Below are 21,239 nucleotides of genomic sequence, written 5' to 3' on the forward strand. Positions count from 1 at the left end.
CATCGTGCTCGCCGCCGCACGACCATGCCTAGGGCGACAGCTCGCGGAATGCCAGGGTCTGGCCGTCGGCGTCGGTTTCTTCCATGCGCACCTTGAAGCCCCACAGCCGGGCAAGGTGTTTCATAACCTGGTCGGCCTCCTCGGGAACCAGGGGCCGTCCGCGCGTCTGCTGATGCCGCAGGACGAGCGAGCGGTCGGTATCGCGGTTGAAACGCACCACCTGCACGTCCGGCACCAGGTTATCGCGGTTGTGCTGCTCCGCCAGCAGTTTCCGGACGTGGCGATACCCTTCGTCATCGTGGATCGCCACGACCTCCAGCTGGGGGTTGTCCTCATGGTCCGCGATGGCGAAGAAGCGGAAGTCGCGGATCAGCTTGGGCGACAGGTATTGCGAAATGAAGGACTCGTCCTTGAAGTTGCGCATGGCGAAGTCCAGCGTCTTCAGCCAGTCGCTGCCGGCGATGTCAGGGAACCAGCGCCTGTCCTCTTCCGTCGGATGTTCGCAGATGCGCCGGATGTCGCTCATCATCGCAAAGCCCAGGGCGTAGGGATTGATGCCGCCATAGCCGCGCTGGTCGAAGCCGCGCTGGCACACCACGTTAGTATGGCTTTGCAGGAACTCGATCATGAACCCGTCATCGACCAGGCCTTTCTCGTGCAGACGGTTCAGCAGGGTGTAATGCCAGAAGGTTGCCCATCCTTCATTCATCACCTTGGTCTGCATCTGCGGGTAGTAGTACTGCGCGATCTTGCGGACGATGCGCACCAGCTCGCGCTGCCATGTCTGCAGCTTCGGCGAGTACTTCTCGATGAAGTACAGAATGTTTTCTTCAGGCTCTGCGGGAAAAACCTCGCGCTTTTCGCTGCCGGTCTGCTCTGCCTTGGGCACGGTACGCCACAGGTCGTTGAACTGGATGCGCTGGTATTCCTCGCGGTCCGCCACGCGCTGAAGCTCTTCCTTGTGCGACACCGGCGCCGGCCGCTTGTAGCGGTCCACGCCGTGCGAAGACAAGGCATGGCAGGAATCCAGAATCTCCTCGACGGCATCGATGCCGTAGCGGTCCTCGCAAGCCATCACGTAGTTGCGCGCGAACACCAGGTAGTCCAGCACCCCGTCGGCATCGGTCCATTGCCGGAATAAATAATTACCCTTGAAGAAGGAGTTGTGGCCGTAGCAGGCGTGCGCAATCACCAGCGCCTGCATCGCCATGGAGTTCTCCTCCATCAGATATGCGATGCAAGGGTTGGAATTGATGACGATCTCGTAGGCCAGCCCCTGCACGCCGCGGCGGTATGCCTGCTCGTTGCGGATGAATTCCTTGCCGTAGGACCAGTGGGGATAGCCGACCGGCAGACCGGCCGAGGCGTACGCGTCCAGCATCTGCTCGGACGTGATGATTTCGATCTGATTGGGATAGGTGTCCAGCTTGAATTCGGCGGCCACTTCGGCGATTGCCTCGTCGTAGCGGCGGATCAGGTCGAACGTCCATTCCGACCCGGTCGATATGGGGGACGCCGCGCGGCCGATGCGGGGACCCTCCAGGGTACTCAGGAACTCGCTCACTTCACTATCCTCCTGTCGCGGCGCGTCGTCCTCGGGGACAGACACCTTGCGCGTATCGCCCGGCCCCGTGCGGGGCGCCGGGGCGCTGTCGCCATGCCGCTGCGCGGGATTCTCGCGCGGCGAGATGCCGCCACCGTCCGGCGGCCGGGTCCGGGCTGTCATGCCACCGCCTCTTTGCGGAAAAGCTCGTGGAACACGGAGAAAATCTCGCCGCGCTCGGAGATCCGGCGCATCACGAAATGCTCGGCCGGCTCGCGCTCGTACTCGGCCCAGAGACTGCTCTTGCGCACGTCATGGGTATCGTGGATTTCGATGTACGCGAAATAGCGTGCGGCGGGGAGCAGATGCTCCGACAGGAAACGCGCGCTGCGCGCCGCGTCCGCGCCAAAGGAGTCGCCGTCGCTGGCCTGTGCCGCATAGATGTTCCAGGTGGACGGCGAATACCGCTTCGCGATGACGTCCCGCATCAGCTCCAGCGCGGAGAGCACCACCGTACCGCCGCTCTTGGGGTCGTGGAAAAAGGTGTCTTCGTCCACTTCCTCCGCGTTGTCGGTGTGACGGATGAAAACCAGGTCCACATGCTCATACTTGCGCATCAGGAACAGGTACAGCAAGGTGAAAAACCGCTTGGCCAGGTCCTTTTTGTTCTCATCCATGGAACCGGAAACGTCCATCAGGCAGAACATCACCGCGCGAGCCATGGGCACCGATACCGACACGCGATGGCGGTAGCGCAGATCGATCTCATCAAGGAACGGCACTTTCGAGAGCCGCGCGCGGCAGGATTCGACTTCGGCCCGGGCGGCCTCCAGCGCCGCCTTCGGCGCGCCCTTGCGTTCCAGCTCTTCCAGGCGATCCTCCGCTTCGGACAGCTCGCGGCGGGCGCCCACGCTCAAGGCGATACGACGGGACAGCGATGCCTTGAGTGTGCGGCCCACGCTCAGCGAGCTCGGCGAACCCGTGGTGGTGTAGCCGGCCCGGTGCCATTTTTTCTGGTGCACCTCGCCCAGCTGGGTACGCGCCAGATGCGGCAGCTCCAGGTCCTCGAAAAAGAAATTCAGGAATTCGGCGCGCGACAGGGTGAAGGTGAACTGATCGACGGAATCGCCCTCGCCAGGGTCGCCGCGCCCGCTGCCATCGCCCCCGCCGTCGGGCCGGTCGATGGTGTCGCCTTTCGCGAATTCCCGGTTGCCGGGATGCACGATTTCACGGTCCCCGCCCATGCCGTGGCGCAGGCGGGGCTCGGAGATATCCCGGGCGGGAAGGTTGATTTCCCCGCCCTGGTCCATCTCTTCGATCGAGCGCTCCCGTATCAGGTCCCGTACCGCCTTGCGGACCTGGTGCTTGTAGCGCCGCAGAAACCGCTCGCGGTTGACGGCGCTCTTGTTGCGTCCGTTGAGACGACGATCGATAAGTGAATTCATACTACCTCGCTCAGGAGGACTTTCGCACCCGCAAGTACCATTCGCAAAGCAGGCGGACCTGCTTTTCGGTATAGCCTTTTTCGACCATGCGCTCGACAAAGCTCTGGTGCTTGCTCTTGTCCTCCGCCGACGCCTTGGCGTTGAAGGAGATGACCGGCAACAAGTCTTCCGTGTTGGAGAACATCTTCTTCTCGATGACCTCCCGCAGCTTTTCGTAGCTCGTCCAGGCGGGGTTGCGGCCGCCATTGTTGGCGCGCGCCCGCAGGACGAAATTCACGATCTCGTTGCGGAAGTCCTTCGGATTGGCGATGCCCGCCGGCTTTTCTATCTTCTCCAGCTCATCATTGAGCGCGGACCGGTCGAAGCTTTCGCCGGTCTCCGGATCGCGGAATTCCTCGTCTTGGATCCAGCAGTCTGCGAAGGTGACGTAGCGGTCGAAAATATTCTGCCCGTACTCGGAATACGACTCCAGGTAGGCCGTCTGGATCTCCTTGCCGATGAACTCGGCATACCGCGGCGCCAGATAGCCCTTGATGAATTCCAGGTAGCGGCGCCGCGTTTCTTCCGGGAAGTCCTCACGCGCGATTCGCTGCTCCAGCACATACATCAGGTGAACCGGATTGGCGGCCACCTCCGTCTGGTCGTAGTTGAAAACGCTGGACAGGATCTTGTACGCGAACCGCGTGGAAACCCCGGTCATGCCTTCGTCCGTGCCGGCGTAGTCCTTGTACTCCTGCAGCGCCTTCGCCTTGGGATCCACATCCTTCAGGCTCTCGCCGTCATAAACGCGCATTTTTGAATAAATGCTGGAGTTTTCCGGCTCCTTGAGCCGCGTCAGGACGGAAAACTGGGCCATCATGTCCAGCGTTCCAGGGGCGCATGGCGCATCGGCCAGGGAGCTATTGCGCAGCAGCTTGTCGTAGATCTGGACTTCTTCCGAGACTTGCAGGCAGTACGGCACCTTGACGATGTAGATGCGATCCAGGAACGCTTCGTTGTGGCGGTTGTTCCGGAAGGTCTGCCATTCCGACTCGTTGGAGTGCGCCAGGATCATGCCGTTGAACGGAATGGCGGAAAAACCCTCGGTGCCCTTGAAGTTGCCTTCCTGCGTCGCCGTCAGCAACGGGTGCAGCATCTTGATGGGCGCCTTGAACATTTCCACGAATTCCAGCAGTCCCTGGTTGGCCAGGCACAGCCCGCCGGAATAGCTATAGGCGTCCGGATCGTCCTGCGAATACCGGTCGAGCTTGCGGATGTCGACCTTGCCGACCAGGGAGGAGATGTCCTGGTTGTTTTCGTCGCCCGGTTCGGTCTTGGCAATCGCGATCTGACGCAGCACGGAGGGTGTCAGGCGCACCACGCGGAACTGCGAAATATCGCCGTCGTACTCCTTCAGCCGCTTTACGGCCCAGGGCGACATGATGCCGCTCAGGTAACGGCGGGGAATGCCGTAATCCTTCTCCAGCTGTTCACCGAAGCGATTCGGATTGAACAGTCCCAAAGGGGTTTCGTTTACCGGCGACCCTTTCAAGGCGTAGATGGGATACGTTTCCATCAGCGCCTTCAGCCTTTCCGCGATGGATGATTTTCCGCCTCCGACCGGACCGAGCAGATACAGAATCTGCTTGCGCTCTTCCAAGCCCTGCGCCGCGTGCTTGAAGAACGACACGATCTGGCCGATCACATCCTCCATGCCGAAGAATTCTTTGAAGGCCGGGTAGCGCCGGATGATCCGATTGGAAAACAGCCGCGACAGCCGCGGATCGTTGCGCGTATCGACGATTTCCGGTTCGCCGATCGCGGCCAGCATCCGTTCCGCGGGACTGGCATAAGCCATCGGGTCACGCTTGCACAGGTCCAGATATTCCTCGAGCGAGAGCTCGGTTTCCTGATCCCTGGCGTACTGCGATTTGAAGCCTTCGACGATGTTCAGCATTGGGATACCTCCAACAACATCAGAAAAGGGCCTAGCCGTGCTCCGTCATCCCATTGTGTGCCCTATTTGGCTCCGTGTCGCGAGAAGTGATCACCATATCTTGGTTCATGGCGCTGCTATGTTGCTTTCCCCACACAGCTATCGCAACGGTTTTACGGCCATACGGTTTAGTCCGTCAGCGCCCATGGCAAGTTCCTGGCGCCCCGCACTTGAACGCGCTTTGCAAAGGGTCTTGTCGCACTCCGGGTTGATGAATAACCATGATGAGACTGTCGGAATCGCAAGGAAATTCACCGTTTTTGCGAATGCGCGGCCTCGTCGGAAACTCGCATCATTCGTTCGACGTACCTCGCGATCATGTCGATCTCCAGGTTGACTTTGTCGCCCACCTTTACGTTACGCAACGTGGTCGCGCCTTGTGTATGAGGAATTACGTTAATGGTGATCTCACTACCCTCTGGTGCATCGATGACACGGTTCACTGTGAGGCTGATGCCGTTTACCGTCACAGAGCCTTTATAGGCCAGATATTTCGCCATTTCGCGGGGCGCGCGGATAACCAATTCCCGTGATTCGCCGACCGGCGCATAACGCAATACCTGCCCCAATCCATCGACGTGCCCGGACACCAAGTGGCCTCCAAGCGCGTCGCCGAGCCGCAGCGACTTTTCCAGATTCACTTCGCCTTCACGGTCCAAACCGACGGTGCGATCCAGGCTTTCACGCGACACGTCGATGTCGAAACCGCCATCGTGCAAATCCACCACTGTCATGCATGCGCCCTGGACCGCGATCGAGTCGCCCAAGCGCACATCCGATAAATCGAGATTCCCGGCGTCGATCCTTGCCCGTATCCCGCCGCCGCGATCCGCGCTCGCATAGGGCTGGACTTGGACAATTCGGCCGACGGCCGCAACGATGCCGGTGAACATACAAAAAGCTCCTGGAATATGGAAAATGACATCGACGTCGGCGTCGTCCCGGACCTATGCGCATGCGGCGGGCCTGACAGCGCCGACTCTGTATCGATAGGATACGCGCTTGGCGAAAAAGCCGGGGGAAGGCCCTGACGCAATATCGTGAACCGGCGAAAAAATGCCGGCGCTAGCGGGCCGGCGCCGCCGGCGAATGGGGAGTAGCAGCAGCCAGCAGGGACTGCCAACGATCGGCGAAGCGGCCGCGAAGCCGCACATCGCGGCCCACGGGCTGGATATCGATGAAGTCGAAACGGCGCGCGGCATCCAGGTGGGACAGCATGGGCAGCTTCACCATGCCGGGCGCATCGCCCAGCAGCACGGGCGCCACATAGGCCAGGATCTCATCCACGCACCCCGCGGACAGCAGCGCGCCGGTCAAGCCCGCGCCGGCCTCCACGTGCACTTCATTGACATCGTGGCGGGCCATCCAGGCCATCATGGCAGCCAGGTCGACACGGCCCTTTTCCGCTGCGGGAAGCACGATGACACGAGCATTGCGGCGCCCCAGGCGTTCCGCCTTGACGGGGTCGTCCGTGGCGGTGAACACCCAGACTTCACCGCCGTCGAACAGACGAGCGCTTTCGGAAATTTGCAAATTGCCATCGACGACCGCCCTGCGCGGTTGCCTGGGCACGGGCACCTCGCGCACAGTCAATCGCGGGTCATCCTTCAGCACCGTGCCCATGCCTGTGAGCACCACGTCGGCGCGGGCGCGCCATGCGTGGCCGTCGGCTCGGGCGGGATGGTCCGTAATCCATTGCGACATGCCGTTATGCAGCGCGCTGCGCCCATCCAGGGATGCCGCCATCTTGGCCCAGACCCACGGCGTTCCCCTGCTCATCCGCGCCGCGAAGCCGGCATTCAGCGCCAGCGCGTCCTCCAGGCACACGCCGGTCGTCACCGGGATGCCGGCTGCCCTCAGGCGCGCCAGGCCGGCGCCGTTGACCTGCGGATTCGGATCGCCCATGGCGACCACGACGCGCCCCGGCGCCGCGTCGATCACAGCGTCGACACAAGGGGGCGTGCGTCCGTAATGACTGCAGGGCTCCAGGGTGACGTAGAAGGTCGCCCCGGCGACCGACTCCCCGCGGGAAGCGGCATCGCGAAGGGCGCATATTTCGGCATGCGGTCCGCCCGGAGGCTGCGTGGCGCCCTGCCCCAACACCCGGTTGTCCCGCACGATGACGCAGCCCACGCGCGGGTTGGGTGCGGTGGTATAGAGCACCTCGCGCGCCAGCGACAAGGCATGGCCCATCCAATGGCGGTCCCGGGCGGCCGGATCGACCGGCCCTGAAGGGGGCGCGGCCGCCGCGGGCGACTGCGGCGGATTATTGCTCATGACTCCTTCCGAAGCTTGCCGGACAGCAGCGGCCCCTGCATCTCCCGAATGGCCTCGATGAACTCGCCGATGTCTTCGAAGCTGCGATAGACGGAAGCGAAGCGGACATACGCGACCTTGTCCAGCTTCTTCAGTTCGGTCATGACCAATTCGCCGACGTAGGCGGAGGGCACTTCGCGCTTGCCGCTGGTCAGCAGGCTTTCCTCGATCCGCGCCACGGCCGCGTCGACGTCTTCGGTACTGACGGGCCGCTTGCGCAGCGCCAGCGCCAGGCTGCCTCGCAGCTTGCCTTGGTCGTAGTCGCTGCGGCTGCCATTGCGCTTGACGATGGAAGGCATCACCAGCTCGACGCGCTCATAGGTGGTGAAGCGCTTGTCGCAGTGCTGGCAACGGCGCCGCCGGCGGATGGTATCGCCTTCCTCCGACACCCGGCTGTCGATGACCTGGGTGTCGGCATGGCCGCAAAACGGGCAGCGCACCGTAGTCCCCCGGCAGCCGCTGAATCAGCGGTACACAGGCAGACGGGCGGTGAGCGCGTTCACCCGCTCGCGCACGGCCGCGATGTTGGCCTCGTTGCGCGGATCGTCGAGCACGTCGGCGATAAGGTTCGCCGTCAGTTCGGTCTCCGCTTCCTTGAAGCCGCGCGTAGTGATGGCAGGCGTACCCAGCCGGATGCCGCTGGTGACGAAAGGCTTTTCCGGGTCGTTGGGAATGGCGTTCTTGTTGACCGTGATATGGGCCTGGCCCAGCACGGCCTCGGCTTCCTTGCCGGTGATGCCCTTGGCGCGCAGGTCCACCAGCATGAGGTGGCTTTCCGTGCGTCCGGAGACGATGCGCAGACCACGCTTGACCAGCGTTTCCGCCAGAACTTTTGCGTTCGCTACGACCTGGCGCGCGTAGTCCTTGAACTCGGGCTGCAGCGCTTCCTTGAAGGCCACCGCCTTGGCGGCGATGACGTGCATGAGGGGACCACCCTGGATGCCGGGGAAAATCGCAGAATTGACGGCTTTTTCGTATTCCGCCTTCATCATGATGACGCCGCCGCGCGGGCCGCGCAGCGATTTGTGCGTCGTGGAGGTAACGAAGTCGGCGTGCGGCACCGGATTGGGATACGCGCCGCCCGCCACCAGGCCGGCGTAGTGGGCGATATCGACCATCAGCAGCGCACCATTGTCGTGCGCGATGCGGGCCATGCGTTCGAAGTCGATGTGCAGGGAGTAGGCCGATGCGCCGGCAACGATCAGTTTCGGCTTATGCTCGCGCGCCAGCGCTTCCACCTTGCCGTAATCCAGGACCTCATTGGCGTCCAGTCCATAGGACAGGAAGTTGTACAGCTTGCCGGATGCGTTCACCGAGGCGCCGTGCGTCAGGTGGCCGCCTTCGGCCAGGCTCATGCCGAGCACCGTATCGCCGGGCTTGAGCACCGCCATGTAGACGCCCTGATTGGCCTGCGAGCCGGAATTCGGCTGCACGTTCGCCGCTTCGGCGCCGAACAGCGCCTTCAGCCGGTCGATCGCCAATTGTTCGACCACGTCCACGAATTCGCAGCCCCCGTAGTACCGCTTGCCGGGATAGCCTTCCGCATATTTATTGGTGAGCTGGGTGCCCTGCGCCTGCATGACGGCGGGGCTGGCGTAGTTCTCCGAGGCGATCAGCTCGATGTGCTGCTCCTGGCGCTCGTTCTCCTTTTGAATGGCGGACCAGATTTCTTCATCAACCTGGGAGATGGTGCGGGTACGGTCAAACATGGAAGTTCCTGAACGGAGTCGAAAAGCGGAATGCGGATTCCCCATAGTTTACCGTGCGGTTACCGCGCTTTTCCGGCGGGATGGCGTCGAAAACCTCGCGGGGACGCTATTTTTTGCGGGTCCGGCCGGTTCCCGGAAATTCTGCTCATGCGAACGTGAGCGAGCCTCAAGGAAGGCGCGCCCCGCGTCCGCGCCCCCGCGCCAATGGAAAAGCGCGATGACCGCACCGATTTGGTGCCCGAACGCATGACCGGCTGCCTGGATAGGCGGATGGCAGGCGCGGCGCACACGCGCGAGTGCCGAAGGCGCGCCAGGCGGCCGGAGGAAAAAGCGGCGTTCCGACGGACAAATACGAAAACAAAAAGCGCCGCTCGCAGCGGCGCGGGGGCTGAAAAGCCGCCTGTCTTTGGCTGGGCCGCCGAAAACGACCCCTGGACGCCTTCAGGCGGACGTGGCCCCGATTACCTTTGGCGCCAGGTCCGGGTTCAGCGTATAGGTGCCGGTGACGGACGCCTGCGCCAGTATCTTGTCCTGGATCGCCGCAAGCGCCTGCTTGCCGTTGAACGTACCTTCGACGTCCAACTGCGGCACGCTCAAGGCGTACAGCGTAAAGACATAGCGGTGCACCCTGGCATCGTTCCATGGCGGGCACGGGCCGTCATACCCGAAGTAATCCCCGCTCATATCGCGATCGGCCGCGAACCAGCTGGTGTAATCATTGATGCCCTGCCGGGCGCCGTGCGGCGCCAACGGTCCGCCCTTGCCCCGTGGGGTGATGCCATTGGAAAACGCGCCTTCCTCGATCTCGCGCATGTCCGCCGGCAAATCGACCAGCACCCAATGGAAGAAATTGACGCGCGGCAGGTCCGCCGGGACCACCCGGCCTTCCTGGTTGACGTCGTCGGGCTTGCTGGGCACGTCGGGATCATGGCAGATCAGGGCGAACGACTGTGTGCCTTCCGGTACGTCATCCCAGGAGAACTGGGGATTGAAGTTGTCCGCCAGCGCGACGTGCGACTGCGGGTCGATCCGCGCAAACGCATAGCGCTCGGGGATGGACTCGTTATCGGAAAAAGACAAGCTCGCTAGCTTCATGGCGTGCCTCCAAAGAAAGAACCGGGAGTCGGGGTCGTCTTCGTCGCGGAATGATTCCTTTAAGCCGCCAAGGTAACACGCGCGAACTTCCGTTTTCCCACCTGGACCACGTAGACGCCCTCGGACAATTGCAACGATTTGTCTTCCACCTTCTGGCCGTTGACGCGCACGCCGCCCTGCTCCACGTTTCGCTGGGCCTCGGCGCCCGACGCCGCCAATTGCGCCTCCCGCAGGACCTTCAGGATGCCCAGGGGCGCGCCGCCCAGCGTGACCTCCGGCATGTTCTCCGGGACGGCGCCATCGCGAAAGCGCGCTTCAAAGGCCGCCAGCGCATCACGCGCCGCCTGCTGACCGTGGAAACGCGCCACGATTTCCTGCGCCAATTCAACCTTCGCCTCCCGGGGGTTGCGCCCGGCGTCCGTGGCGGCCTTCAGCGCGGCGATGTCCTCCAGGGACCGGAAGGACAGCAGTTCGTAGTAGCGCCACATCAAGGTATCCGAAATGGACATCAGCTTTCCGAACATGGAGTCCGGCGCCTCGGAAATCCCGATGTAATTGCCCTTCGATTTCGACATCTTTTCGACGCCGTCCGTTCCTTCGAGCAGCGGCATGGTCAGGATGCATTGGGGTTCCTGTCCATACTCCTTCTGCAGTTCCCGGCCCACCAGCAGGTTGAACTTCTGATCCGTGCCGCCAAGCTCCAGGTCCGACTTCAGCGCGACCGAGTCGTAACCCTGCATCAGCGGATACAGGAACTCGTGCACGGAGATCGGAATACCGTTCTTGAACCGCTTGGTGAAGTCCTCCCGCTCCATCATCCGGGCGACCGTATAGCGGGACGCGAGCTGGATCATCCCGCGCGCCCCCAGCGGATCCGACCATTCGGAGTTGTAGCGGATCTCGGTGCGAGCGGGGTCCAGCACCATGCTGGCCTGCGCGTAATACGTTTTGGCGTTCTCTTCGATCTGCTCCCGGGTCAGCGGCGGACGGGTCGAGTTGCGGCCGCTCGGATCGCCGATCATGGACGTGAAGTCGCCGATCAGGAAGATGACCGTATGACCGAGGTCCTGCAGCTGCCGCATCTTGTTCAGCACCACCGTATGACCGAGATGGATGTCCGGCGCGGTGGGATCGAGCCCAAGCTTGATGCGCAGGGGGACGCCGGTAGCGCGGCTGCGCGCCAGCTTGCGCACGAATTCGGATTCAACGAGCAGTTCATCGCAGCCGCGCTTGGCGACGCGAAGATCAGCCTCGACCTCGGGGGTAATGGGAGCTTCTGATTGGGACATATTGGGGGACGGCTTGGCGCGCCCGGGCGGGCCGGAAGGAGGTAAAAATCACAAAAGTTGTCGAAAATTCTAGCCGAATCGGCTAGGATACCGCCCTAATCATAGCCAACTGTCGTAGGGGGTAATGTGTCCCCAAGGTTTTTCCGAAGATGATTTCAGGCCCTCAACAAAAGGGGGACCGCCGCACCAGCCCCGGCGCCTCCAGCCTGCCTTCCTCCCACACTCCCTCCCGCCGTTCCCGAATCGTCCGCGCGGCCGCCCTGGCCACCGCGCTGGGCCTGTTTGCCGCCGCAGCCGCCGTTGGCATGGTGCAGCAGCACCCCGCCGCCGAACTGCCGCCGACCCGGACCATCGAAAAAGTCATGTCGCTGACCTCGGACGAGTACCAGGTCGGCGCCACGTCCTCGGCCCCGTACATCAGCGAAACCCGCATCCGCCGCGGCGACACCCTGGCGGCGGTGCTGCAGCGGCTGCACCTGGACAATGATGCGTTGCAGGCCTTCCTGACGCACGACCCCAGCGCACGCAGTATTTACAAGCTTTATCCGGGCCGCTCCGTGCAGGCCGCGACCGACGCCGACGGCAAGCTGGTCTGGCTGCGCTATATCCATACGCCGGGCAACGATTCCGAAGGCCAGGTGGTGACCCGGTTCCTGGAAGTCCGGCCCCAGGGCGACGGCTACGCCGCGCGGGAAATGACGGAAGACACGGACCGCCAGGTCCGCGTCGCCATGGGCACGATCACGTCCTCGCTGTTCGCCGCGACCGACGCGGCCGGCATTCCGGACTCGGTCACGCTGCAGATGGCCGACATCCTTGGCTCGAAGATCGATTTCCTGCGCAACCTTCGCCAGGGCGACCAGTTCCGCGTGGTGTACGAAACGCGTTCCCACGACGGGCGCTACGCCGGCGCGGGCCGCGTGCTGGCCCTGCAGTTCGAGAACCAAGGCAAGCTGTACAACGCGGTATGGTTCAGCCAGGATGGCGGCGCCACCGGCTCCTACTACGATTTCGACGGCACCAGCCTGCGCGGCGCGTTCCTGCGCACTGCCCTGAAATTCAGCCGCATCAGCTCGACCTTCGGCATGAGGATGCATCCCATCCATAAAACCTGGACGGGGCACAAGGGCGTGGACTATGCGGCGCCCATCGGCACGCCGATCCATAGCACTTCCGACGGCGTGGTGGAATTCGCCGGCGTGCAGAACGGCTACGGAAACGTGGTGATCGTCCAGCACGACAACAAATATTCGACGCTGTACGCGCACCAAAGCCGTATTGCGCCGGGTATCCGCAAGGGCGTGCGCGTAACCCAGGGCGAAGTCATCGGCTATGTCGGCCAGACCGGCTGGGCGACGGGGCCGCATCTGCACTACGAATTCCGCATCAACGACAAGCCCGTGGATCCGCTGTCGGTCGATCTGCCGGTGGCCCAGAAGCTCGAAGGCAAGAGCGCCGTGGCGTTCGCCAAGGAAGCCGCGGTCTATAAGTCGCAGCTGAACATGCTGGCTCAGTTCCAGCAATCCATGCCGGGCACGGCGCTGGCCAGCGCGGCCGACGCCAGCGCAAACTGAGGAGGCCCGCGCCGCGGGCGAACAGTGTCATGAACCTGCCGGACAACCTATATATCGGCCTGATGTCCGGCACCAGTACCGACGGCGTGGACGGAGTGCTCGCCCGCATCCCCGGCGACGGCCGGCCAGACGTACTGGCCGAAGCCAGCCTTCCCATGCCAGCCGCGCTGCGGCGCGAGCTGCTTTCGCTGAATGCGCCGGGCGAGGACGAGCTGGCGCGTGGCGCATTGGCCTCGGCCGCCCTGGCGGAATGTTATGCGCAGGTCACGGCGGAGCTATTGCATACCGCTGCGGTGGACGCCGCGCATATCGCGGCCATCGGCGCCCATGGCCAGACGGTGAGACATCGCCCGGATCTGGGATACACCATCCAGTTGAACGCGCCGGCCCTGCTTGCGGAGCGTACCGGCATCCCCGTCGTGGCGGATTTCCGGACGCGCGACGTGGCTGCCGGCGGCCAAGGCGCGCCTCTGGTGCCCGCATTCCATGCGGCGATCTTCGCCACCGAAGCGCCTCGGGCCGTGCTGAATCTGGGGGGCATTGCCAACGTCACCCTGCTCGCGCCCGGCTGCCCCGTCACCGGCTTCGATACCGGCCCGGCCAACATGCTTCTGGACGTATGGTGCCAGCGGCATACGGGTCAGCCTTTCGACCGGGACGGCGCCTTTGCAGCCACCGGCACGGTAGACCAGAACATCCTCGAGTATCTTTTGTCCAGCGAGCCATGGCTGGGACAGCGTCCGCCCAAGTCCACTGGGCGAGACCTGTTCAACGCCGCATGGCTGGACGCGCGGCTGAACGCCTGGGAAGGGTATTGCCGGCGTCTGGCCCCAGCAGACATTCAGGCCACCCTGCAGCGATTCACGGCCAGCACGGTGGCGCAGGCGATCGAACGGGAAGCCCCTGCAACGCGGGATGTGCTGGTATGCGGAGGCGGCGCGCGCAACGCCGGCCTGATGCGCGATCTTGCCGAATGCCTGAACCGCCCGGTGGTCCCGACCGACGACCACGGCGTGCCGGCGCAGTCAGTGGAAGCCTTTGCGTTCGCCTGGCTCGCCTATGCGCACATCCATCGCATACCGGCGGGCCTGCCCACCGTAACGGGCGCGCGCGGAGCGCGGGTGCTGGGCGCGCTGTACCCCGCGTGACGACAGGCGGCTTACGTACGTCGCGCCAGCCGGCCGGACAGGCAGAGCGGCACGCCACAAAAAGACGAACGCCCCAAGACAAACGGCCAGCATGCGCTGGCCGTTTGTCTTGGGGCGATGACGCTCGGAATCAGACCGAGAAAGAGGACCCGCAGCCGCAGGTCGTCGTCGCGTTGGGGTTGCGAATGACGAACTGCGCGCCTTCCAGATCTTCCTTGTAGTCGATTTCCGCGCCGACCAGGTATTGGAAACTCATGGGGTCCACCAGCAGCTGGACGCCGTCCTTGTCGAGCGTGGTGTCGTCTTCGTTCACGACCTCATCGAAGGTGAAACCGTACTGGAAGCCGGAGCAGCCGCCGCCCTGAACGAACACGCGGAGCTTCAGGTCGGGGTTGCCTTCCTCGGCGAGGAGATCCTTGACCTTGGCCGCGGCGGCATCGGTGAAGATAAGCGGGGTCGGCGGGGCCGACTGCAGATCGACGGTTTCGGTAACTGCGTTCATGTCTTGACTCCTGCCCGCATGGGGCGAATCCGGTAGGGGCGCGCCAAGCGCCCCGAATAAGTCCTACTATAGCGCAGCGGTCCGCCCACTCAAAATGTGACAGGAACTTGCTGGGAGGTCAGCACCACGCCGTTCTGGACCACGTCCACGGTAGCTTCGGACGGCGTGAAATCGGGGGGCAGCGCCAGAATCCCCTCGCTGGTCCGATATTGGTCCATTTCCAGAGGAATCAAGCCGTCGGGCAAAGCGGTTGCAGCGATCGGCGCCCCTTCGGCCTCCTTATCGGATGGCGCAGGGGCGCCGCCGTGGGCCGCCGCCGCGGCATCGGCCGCCTGCAGCGGCGTGAGCGTGAGCTGGACGGGTTCGCCTTCCCGCTCACCCGTGACGGTAAACCGAAGGGCCCCCACGAACGGCGGCTGCCCAGGGCGGACGGCGCGCATGAGCAGCACCCGGTAACGCAAACCCGAAGGCACGCGGACCAGCTGCACCGCGCGCAGGGTCACTGTGCCGGCGGGCCCGGCGGGCAGCAGTTGGTCGTAGAACGCCAGCCGATCGCGAAGTTCGCCCGCCTGAGTTTGCAGCGCCCCGAGACTGTTCTCGAGGGCGCGGCGCGCAGCCTGCTCGACAGCCAGCTCCGCTTCCGTGGCGGCGAGCTGGCCTTGCAGTGACTGTGTCTGCGCCTGCGATTGCTCGAGCTGCGCCCGCAAAGCGGCCGCCTGCTCGGCGGCCGATGCGCCCGACGGCCCGGAAAACGGCATCCGCCAAGCCGCAGCGAACGCGGCGGCCGCGACCAGCAGACCGACCAGGACGCCAGTGCGAAACCCGGCACGGCGGCGGGATGGGACGCCATCGGACCGGGTGGCGGTCATCAGGGCAATACGGCGACGTGACCCAGCCCGGCGTTCTCCGGCAAACCGAACATCACGTTCATGTTCTGGACCGCCTGTCCAGCGGCGCCCTTGACCAGGTTGTCCTGGACGACCAGGATGACCAGCAGGTCGCCGCCGTCGGGCCGATGCAAGGCGATGCGCAAATCGTTGGACGCACGCACCGAGCGGGTCTCGGGCAGGCTTCCTGGAGGCATCACGTCCACGAACGCCTCATCGGCATAGCGCTTTTCGTACAAGGCCTGGAAGTCCGTATCGCGCGCTTCGGGCAGGATACGGGCGTAGATCGTCGAGTGCATGCCGCGAATCATGGGGACGAGATGCGGCACGAAGGTGAGTCCCACCTTGCCGCCCGCCATGCGCTGCAACTGCTCCACGATTTCCGGATGGTGGCGGTGTCCGGACACGCCATAGGCTTTGAAGTTGTCGCTGGCTTCGGAAAACAGCAGGCCGACCTCGGCCTTGCGGCCGGCGCCCGATACGCCGGATTTGCAGTCGGCGATAAGGGTCTGGGTGTCGACCAGCCGGGCGCCGTTTTCGAGCAAGGGCGCAAGCCCCAGCGCCACGGTGGTGGGATAGCACCCGGGATTGCCGACGACACGCGCCTTGGCCACGCGTTCGCGGTTGAGTTCCGGGATCCCGTACACGGCTTCGGCAAGGACGTCCGGGCAAGCGTGCGGCATCTTGTACCACTTCTCGAAGACGCCGGTGTCCTGCAGGCGGAAGTCCGCCGCCAAGTCGATAATGCGCGTGCCGGCAGCCAACAGGGTTTGCGCCTGCGCCATGGCGACGCCGTGCGGCGTGGCGAAAAACACCACGTCGCATTCCGTCAACGGCGCCTTTTCAGGTGTGGAAAACGCCAGGTTCACGCGCCCGCGCAGGTTGGGGAACATGTCGGCCACCGGCATGCCGTCTTCCTTTCGGGACGTAATGGCCGTGAGTTCGGCATTGGGGTGCTGCGACAACAGGCGCAGCAGCTCGACGCCGGTGTATCCGGTTCCGCCGACGATGCCGACCTTCACGCGTGTGCTGGATGCTTGTGCCATGATGCGGATTCCAAAGAAGGAATTTGGATTGTATCGCCGGCCCTTGGGGTGCCAGTGATCGATGTGGCACGGCGCCGGCGAATATGCCCATAAACAAAAAGGCCGCTTTCGCGGCCTTTTTGTTGGACATTAGCGCTTGCTGAACTGCTTGCGCCGACGTGCCTTGCGGAGGCCGACCTTTTTACGTTCGACTTCTCGCGCATCGCGGGTCACCAGGCCAGCCTGCGACAGGGCGGGCTTGAGCGTGGCGTCGTAGTCGATGAGGGCACGCGTGATGCCGTGGCGCACCGCGCCGGCCTGGCCAGACTCGCCGCCGCCATGGACGTTGACCTTGACGTCGAACGACTCCAGGTGACCAGTGAGCTCCAGCGGCTGGCGGACGACCATGCGGCCGGTTTCGCGCGCGAAGAATTCGTCGACGGGCTTGCCGTTGACGACGATCTTGCCCGTGCCTTTCTTGAGGAACACGCGGGCCACCGACGTTTTGCGACGGCCGGTTCCGTAATTCCAGTTACCGATCATGGCGATTCCTTAGATTTCCAGCGGCTTGGGCTGCTGGGCAGTGTGCGGGTGCTCGGCACCGGCGTACACCTTCAGTTTCTTGATCATGGCATAGCCGAGGGGACCCTTCGGCAGCATGCCCTTGACCGCCTTCTGGATGGCGCGGCCCGGGAAGCGCTGCTGCAGCTTCTCGAAGTTGGTCTCGCGGATGCCGCCCGGGTACGTGGTGTGGCGGAAGTACTTCTTGTCCTGCGCCTTGTTCCCGGTAACGACGATTTCCGCCGCGTTGATGATGACGATGTAATCGCCCGTATCGACGTGAGGCGTGAATTCGGGTTTGTGCTTGCCACGCAGGCGGTGTGCGACTTCGCTGGCCACACGACCGAGGACTTTGCCCTTTGCGTCGATCACAAACCACTCACGCTTGACTTCATGCGGCTTTGCCACAAAGGTCTTCATGATGGTTCCTAGATGATTAGATTGCCCTGGCCGAACACCGGCCAGGCTTCTTTCCCGAGCCGGGGCGCTTCCCGCCTGAGGGGACCGTCACGAGCGCATACGTCCGCCCTGCGCCCCCCGGCGCGCACCCCGTTGTCCCGCCCCGCCTAAGCGTTGTAACCCGCCCGTGCTGGCCGAAATAAGGGAAAGTCTTTGATTCTAGCACGAAAACGCTCAATGTTTGAGCGCATCATCCGGAGCGGACCGGACTGCGGGCGCAGCCCCACCCGTCGGCCGACGGCGCGCGTGCGGGGCCGACGGCGCTCGCCGCCCGGCGGCTGCTAGCCGCCCAGATAGGCTTCGAGCACGCGGGGATGGTCCATCAGCTCCCGACCTGTCCCCGACAATGCCAGCGCCCCGTTTTCCAGCACATAGCCGTGCTGCGCGATCTTCAGCGCCTGCCTGACGTTCTGTTCGACGAGGAACAGGGTCAAACCGTCGGCGTTGATCGCGCGCAGTGCACGGAAAATCTCCTGCACGACGATGGGCGCCAACCCCATGGACGGCTCGTCCAGCAGCAGCAGACGCGGCTTGGCCATCAGGGCGCGTCCGATGGCGAGCATCTGCTGCTCGCCGCCAGACAGGTTGCCCGCCACACCGTCCAGCCGCTCCTTCAGCCGCGGGAACAGATTGAAAACGTAATCCAGATCCGCCGCCGTATCGGCCCGGCCACGGCGATAGGCGCCCAGTTCCAGGTTTTCGCGCACCGTCATGGTCGTCAGGATGGCGCGCCCCTCCGGGACCTGCACGATCCCGCGCGCCACGATTTGATGCGGCGACAGCCGGGTAATGTCTTCGCCTTCGAAGAAAACCGAGCCCTTGGCTTTGGGCAGCAGGCCGGACAACGCCAGCAGGGTGGTCGACTTCCCCGCCCCATTGGCGCCGACGAGCGCGGTGATTTCGCCGGGCTGCAGCGCCATGTCCACGCCGCGCACGGCTTCGATATGGCCGTAATTCACTTCCAGCCCGCGGATTTCCAGCATGGCGGTCACTGCACGGCCCTCCTGTCGCCCGCCGGTTGCGGCGGCGCGTCTTCTTCATCATCCCGGCCCAGGTAGGCCTCGATCACCTGTTCATTGCTGCGGATCGCTTCGGGCGGCCCGCTGGCGATGATCTTTCCGAAATTCAGCACCGCGATGGTTTCGCACAACCCCATGACGAAACGCATATCGTGCTCGATCATGAGGATCGTATAGCCGCGCCCCCGGATGGCCTCGATTTCGCGCATCAGTTCGGCCCGCTCGCCCGTATTCATGCCCGCCACCGGCTCGTCCAGCAGCAACAGACGAGGCTCCGTCGCCAAAGCCCGTGCGAGTTCCAGGCGGCGCTGTTCGCCATAGGACAGATTGTCCGCCAGGTCGTACGCCTTGTGGTCGAGCTTCATCCAGGACAGCAGCTCCAGCGCGCGCTCCCGGGCGCGCGTCTCATGGCGCCGGAACCCGGGCAGGCTGAACAGCATGCCGGGCACGCCATAGTCCATATGCCGATAGGCCCCCACCACGACGTTCTGGAGCAGGGTCATCTCCTTGAACAACCGGATGTTCTGGAAGGTGCGCGCGATGCCCGCGCGCGTGATCTGGTGCGGCGCGGCCCCGATCAAACTGCGGCCGTCGAATCGCACCTGACCGCCGCTGGGCCGCAGAAGCCCCGTGATGATGTTGAATACGGTGGTCTTACCGGCGCCGTTGGGTCCGATCAGGCCGAAGATACTGCCTTGCGGCACCTGCAGATTCACGTCCTGCAGCACGTGCAGGCCGCCGAAACGCATGGAGATGGACGCGAGCTCAAGCATGGCGCTTTCCTCCCTTGCGCATCCAGCGGGCGAACCGGACCGGATCCCAAATGCCCTGCGGCAGGAACAGCACGATCAGAACCAGGATCAGGCCGTTGACGACCAGGCGGAAGTCGCTGAAGCCGCGCAGCACTTCCGGCAGCAACGTAATGATGGCGCTGCCCAGCAAGGGGCCGGGCAGGCCGCCGATGCCGCCCAATATCGTCATGGTGAGAATCTCCACACCGCGATCGAAACCGTATTCGCCCGGCCCGATGAAAAACGTCAGATGCGCGTTCAGCGCGCCGGCCAGCCCCGCAATGACGGCGCCCAGGATAAAGGCCAGCATCTTGTTGGCGCGCACGTTGATGCCCATGAGACCAGCCGCGGTCTCGTCGCCCCGTATGGCGTCGAAGGCGCGCCCCATCTTGGACACCCGCACCCGCCAAAGCACCAACAGCACGATGACGACCGACAGCAATACGTGCCACCACTGGGTCAATTGCGGAATGCCGTTCAAGCCCAGCGCGCCGCCTGTGAGCGATTCGGTGTTCAGCACCGCCACGCGGACCACCTCGCCGAAGCCCAGCGTAGCCATGGCCAGGTACACCCCGGACAGCCGTATCGTCGGCAGACCGATGATCGCCGCCACAATCGCAGGCGCCGCCATCCCGCCCGCCAGGGCCACGGAAAACGGCGCATCGTAGTTCATGGTCAGCAGCGCCGCCGTATACGCCCCGATCCCCATGAACGCCGCATTGGCCATCGCAAGCATCCCGCAAGCGAGCGTCAACCAGATCGACAACGCCAGCAGCGCATTGGTCCCCAACGACAAAACCAGATTGCCGTAGATGGCCCAGAAACTCTCAAATCCATTCATGTCCGTTATCCATCACACCGCGCCATCGCATAAATATCCCCACCATCCACCCACCTCGGGACGCGCGGATCCGGCTCCGCCGGTCCGCAGCGTCGCCCCCTTGAGGGGGAAGCGCGCCAGCGCTTCGGGGGTGGGCCCTCCCCTCTCACGCCTTGCGCTGCACCACCTTCCCGAACAGGCCTTGCGGACGCACCAGCAGGATCAGGAACAGCAAGCCGAACGCGACGGCGTCGCGCATGGTGGATCCGATGTACGCGACGGACAGCACTTCGGCGAAGCCCAGGAACAGGCCGCCCAGCATCGCGCCGCGGATGTCGCCCATGCCGCCCAGGATGATCACCGCGATGCCCTTGTGCAGCATCGGCTGGCCCATCAGCGGATAGAGCGCGTTGGAATAGAGCCCGATCAGCAGGCCCGCGACACCTCCCAGCCCGCCGGCCAGGAAGGAAGTCAGCAGGAACAATTGCTCGACATTGATCCCCAGCAGCCATGCCGCCTTCGGCGATTCCGCGATGGCGCGCAGGGCGCGGCCGAACTGGGTGCGGCGCATCACCAGCATCAGCACCGCCATCAACGCGAAGGACAGGAAGATGATGGCAAGCTCGATGGCGGTGACATGGATGCCCGCCACGACCATCGTGCCTTCCGGAACGACGCCTGCCGGAAACCGCAGGTTGCTCGCGCCGTAGATGCCCTGGATGCCGTTGTTCAGGATGATCCCCACGCCGATGGTCGCGATCATGGGAATCAGGTGCGGCGCATTGCGTCGACGCAGCGGCTTGAGTACGAGCCGGTCGATCAGCGCCCCGAGGACGCCCGCCACGATGAAGGCCAGGATCAACGCGACCCATAGCGGAACGCCCAGCCGGGTAATGATGGACAGCGCCGCGTAGGCGCCCACCATGAAGACGGCGCCGTGCGCCAGATTGATGATGCCCAGTACGCCGAAGACCAGTGTGAAGCCCAGGGCAAAGAGGGCATACACGCAGCCCAGCGACAGGGCATTGACGAATTGTTGTTCCAGCATACGGGGGCTTCCGAATCGAAAACGCCTTGCGGG

Annotated in this window: 20 protein-coding genes; 2 read left to right on the plus strand and 18 right to left on the minus strand. The window is 63.9% G+C overall.

Annotated elements, in window-relative coordinates:
- Positions 1-28: 28 nt before the first annotated feature.
- From CAL13_RS18160 to tyrS, 9 genes are all read right to left on the minus strand, one after another.
- On the minus strand, positions 29-1,726 hold the full coding sequence (locus tag CAL13_RS18160; protein WP_232467696.1) for a SpoVR family protein: 1,698 nt from the start codon (positions 1,724-1,726) through the stop codon (positions 29-31).
- A complete protein-coding gene (locus CAL13_RS18165) occupies positions 1,723-2,988 on the minus strand; it encodes a YeaH/YhbH family protein (protein ID WP_086073156.1) in 1,266 nt (421 codons plus the stop codon). Before CAL13_RS18165 ends, CAL13_RS18160 begins: the two co-directional genes overlap by 4 nt.
- 10 nt (positions 2,989-2,998) lie before the next feature.
- A complete protein-coding gene (locus CAL13_RS18170) occupies positions 2,999-4,924 on the minus strand; it encodes a PrkA family serine protein kinase (protein WP_086058623.1) in 1,926 nt (641 codons plus the stop codon).
- A gap of 290 nt (positions 4,925-5,214) precedes the next feature.
- Positions 5,215-5,856: a riboflavin synthase gene (locus tag CAL13_RS18175; RefSeq protein WP_086073157.1), complete on the minus strand. Its 642-nt coding sequence runs from the start codon at positions 5,854-5,856 to the stop codon at positions 5,215-5,217.
- A 172-nt stretch (positions 5,857-6,028) separates the two neighbouring features.
- Complete coding sequence (gene ribD, locus CAL13_RS18180) at positions 6,029-7,156, minus strand: bifunctional diaminohydroxyphosphoribosylaminopyrimidine deaminase/5-amino-6-(5-phosphoribosylamino)uracil reductase RibD (protein ID WP_086073724.1); 1,128 nt, start codon at positions 7,154-7,156, stop codon at positions 6,029-6,031.
- A gap of 80 nt (positions 7,157-7,236) precedes the next feature.
- Positions 7,237-7,719: a transcriptional regulator NrdR gene (gene nrdR / locus CAL13_RS18185; RefSeq protein ID WP_086058625.1), complete on the minus strand. Its 483-nt coding sequence runs from the start codon at positions 7,717-7,719 to the stop codon at positions 7,237-7,239.
- Positions 7,720-7,743: 24 nt separating this feature from the next.
- Positions 7,744-8,988 carry a serine hydroxymethyltransferase gene (glyA, locus tag CAL13_RS18190; RefSeq protein ID WP_086058626.1) on the minus strand — a complete coding sequence of 415 codons (1,245 nt, stop codon included), beginning with the start codon at positions 8,986-8,988 and terminating at the stop codon, positions 7,744-7,746.
- A gap of 441 nt (positions 8,989-9,429) precedes the next feature.
- The gene (locus tag CAL13_RS18195) at positions 9,430-10,083 is read right to left on the minus strand and encodes a YbhB/YbcL family Raf kinase inhibitor-like protein (RefSeq protein ID WP_086058627.1); all 654 of its coding nucleotides are present in this window, start codon (positions 10,081-10,083) and stop codon (positions 9,430-9,432) included.
- 59 nt (positions 10,084-10,142) lie between these two features.
- The gene (gene tyrS / locus CAL13_RS18200; RefSeq protein WP_086058628.1) at positions 10,143-11,372 is read right to left on the minus strand and encodes a tyrosine--tRNA ligase; all 1,230 of its coding nucleotides are present in this window, start codon (positions 11,370-11,372) and stop codon (positions 10,143-10,145) included.
- Between the two features lie 149 nt (positions 11,373-11,521).
- Between tyrS and CAL13_RS18205 the strand changes: the two genes are divergently transcribed.
- On the plus strand, positions 11,522-12,946 hold the full coding sequence (locus tag CAL13_RS18205; RefSeq protein ID WP_232462432.1) for a M23 family metallopeptidase: 1,425 nt from the start codon (positions 11,522-11,524) through the stop codon (positions 12,944-12,946).
- Positions 12,947-12,975: 29 nt separating this feature from the next.
- On the plus strand, positions 12,976-14,094 hold the full coding sequence (locus CAL13_RS18210; protein ID WP_086073158.1) for an anhydro-N-acetylmuramic acid kinase: 1,119 nt from the start codon (positions 12,976-12,978) through the stop codon (positions 14,092-14,094).
- 130 nt (positions 14,095-14,224) lie between these two features.
- On the opposite strand, the gene erpA is transcribed toward CAL13_RS18210, so the two are convergent.
- From erpA to CAL13_RS18255, 9 genes are all read right to left on the minus strand, one after another.
- Complete coding sequence (erpA, locus tag CAL13_RS18215; protein WP_086058630.1) at positions 14,225-14,596, minus strand: iron-sulfur cluster insertion protein ErpA; 372 nt, start codon at positions 14,594-14,596, stop codon at positions 14,225-14,227.
- Between the two features lie 89 nt (positions 14,597-14,685).
- Positions 14,686-15,465: a DUF6776 family protein gene (locus CAL13_RS18220; protein WP_086073159.1), complete on the minus strand. Its 780-nt coding sequence runs from the start codon at positions 15,463-15,465 to the stop codon at positions 14,686-14,688.
- Complete coding sequence (gene argC, locus CAL13_RS18225) at positions 15,465-16,529, minus strand: N-acetyl-gamma-glutamyl-phosphate reductase (RefSeq protein ID WP_086058632.1); 1,065 nt, start codon at positions 16,527-16,529, stop codon at positions 15,465-15,467. The genes CAL13_RS18220 and argC overlap by 1 nt, the downstream gene beginning before the upstream one ends.
- Positions 16,530-16,658: 129 nt before the next feature.
- Positions 16,659-17,051, minus strand: coding sequence for a 30S ribosomal protein S9 (gene rpsI / locus CAL13_RS18230; protein WP_066355857.1), 393 nt, complete (start codon positions 17,049-17,051; stop codon positions 16,659-16,661).
- A gap of 9 nt (positions 17,052-17,060) precedes the next feature.
- Positions 17,061-17,489 carry a 50S ribosomal protein L13 gene (gene rplM, locus CAL13_RS18235; protein WP_086058633.1) on the minus strand — a complete coding sequence of 143 codons (429 nt, stop codon included), beginning with the start codon at positions 17,487-17,489 and terminating at the stop codon, positions 17,061-17,063.
- Positions 17,490-17,809: 320 nt separating this feature from the next.
- On the minus strand, positions 17,810-18,520 hold the full coding sequence (locus CAL13_RS18240; RefSeq protein WP_086058634.1) for an ABC transporter ATP-binding protein: 711 nt from the start codon (positions 18,518-18,520) through the stop codon (positions 17,810-17,812).
- On the minus strand, positions 18,517-19,320 hold the full coding sequence (locus CAL13_RS18245) for an ABC transporter ATP-binding protein (protein ID WP_086058635.1): 804 nt from the start codon (positions 19,318-19,320) through the stop codon (positions 18,517-18,519). Before CAL13_RS18245 ends, CAL13_RS18240 begins: the two co-directional genes overlap by 4 nt.
- On the minus strand, positions 19,313-20,179 hold the full coding sequence (locus tag CAL13_RS18250) for a branched-chain amino acid ABC transporter permease (RefSeq protein WP_086073160.1): 867 nt from the start codon (positions 20,177-20,179) through the stop codon (positions 19,313-19,315). Before CAL13_RS18250 ends, CAL13_RS18245 begins: the two co-directional genes overlap by 8 nt.
- A gap of 145 nt (positions 20,180-20,324) precedes the next feature.
- The gene (locus CAL13_RS18255; protein ID WP_086058637.1) at positions 20,325-21,206 is read right to left on the minus strand and encodes a branched-chain amino acid ABC transporter permease; all 882 of its coding nucleotides are present in this window, start codon (positions 21,204-21,206) and stop codon (positions 20,325-20,327) included.
- Positions 21,207-21,239: the final 33 nt, after the last annotated feature.

The sequence above is a fragment of the Bordetella genomosp. 9 genome, assembly GCF_002119725.1.
Taxonomy (GTDB): Bacteria; Pseudomonadota; Gammaproteobacteria; order Burkholderiales; family Burkholderiaceae_B; genus Bordetella_C.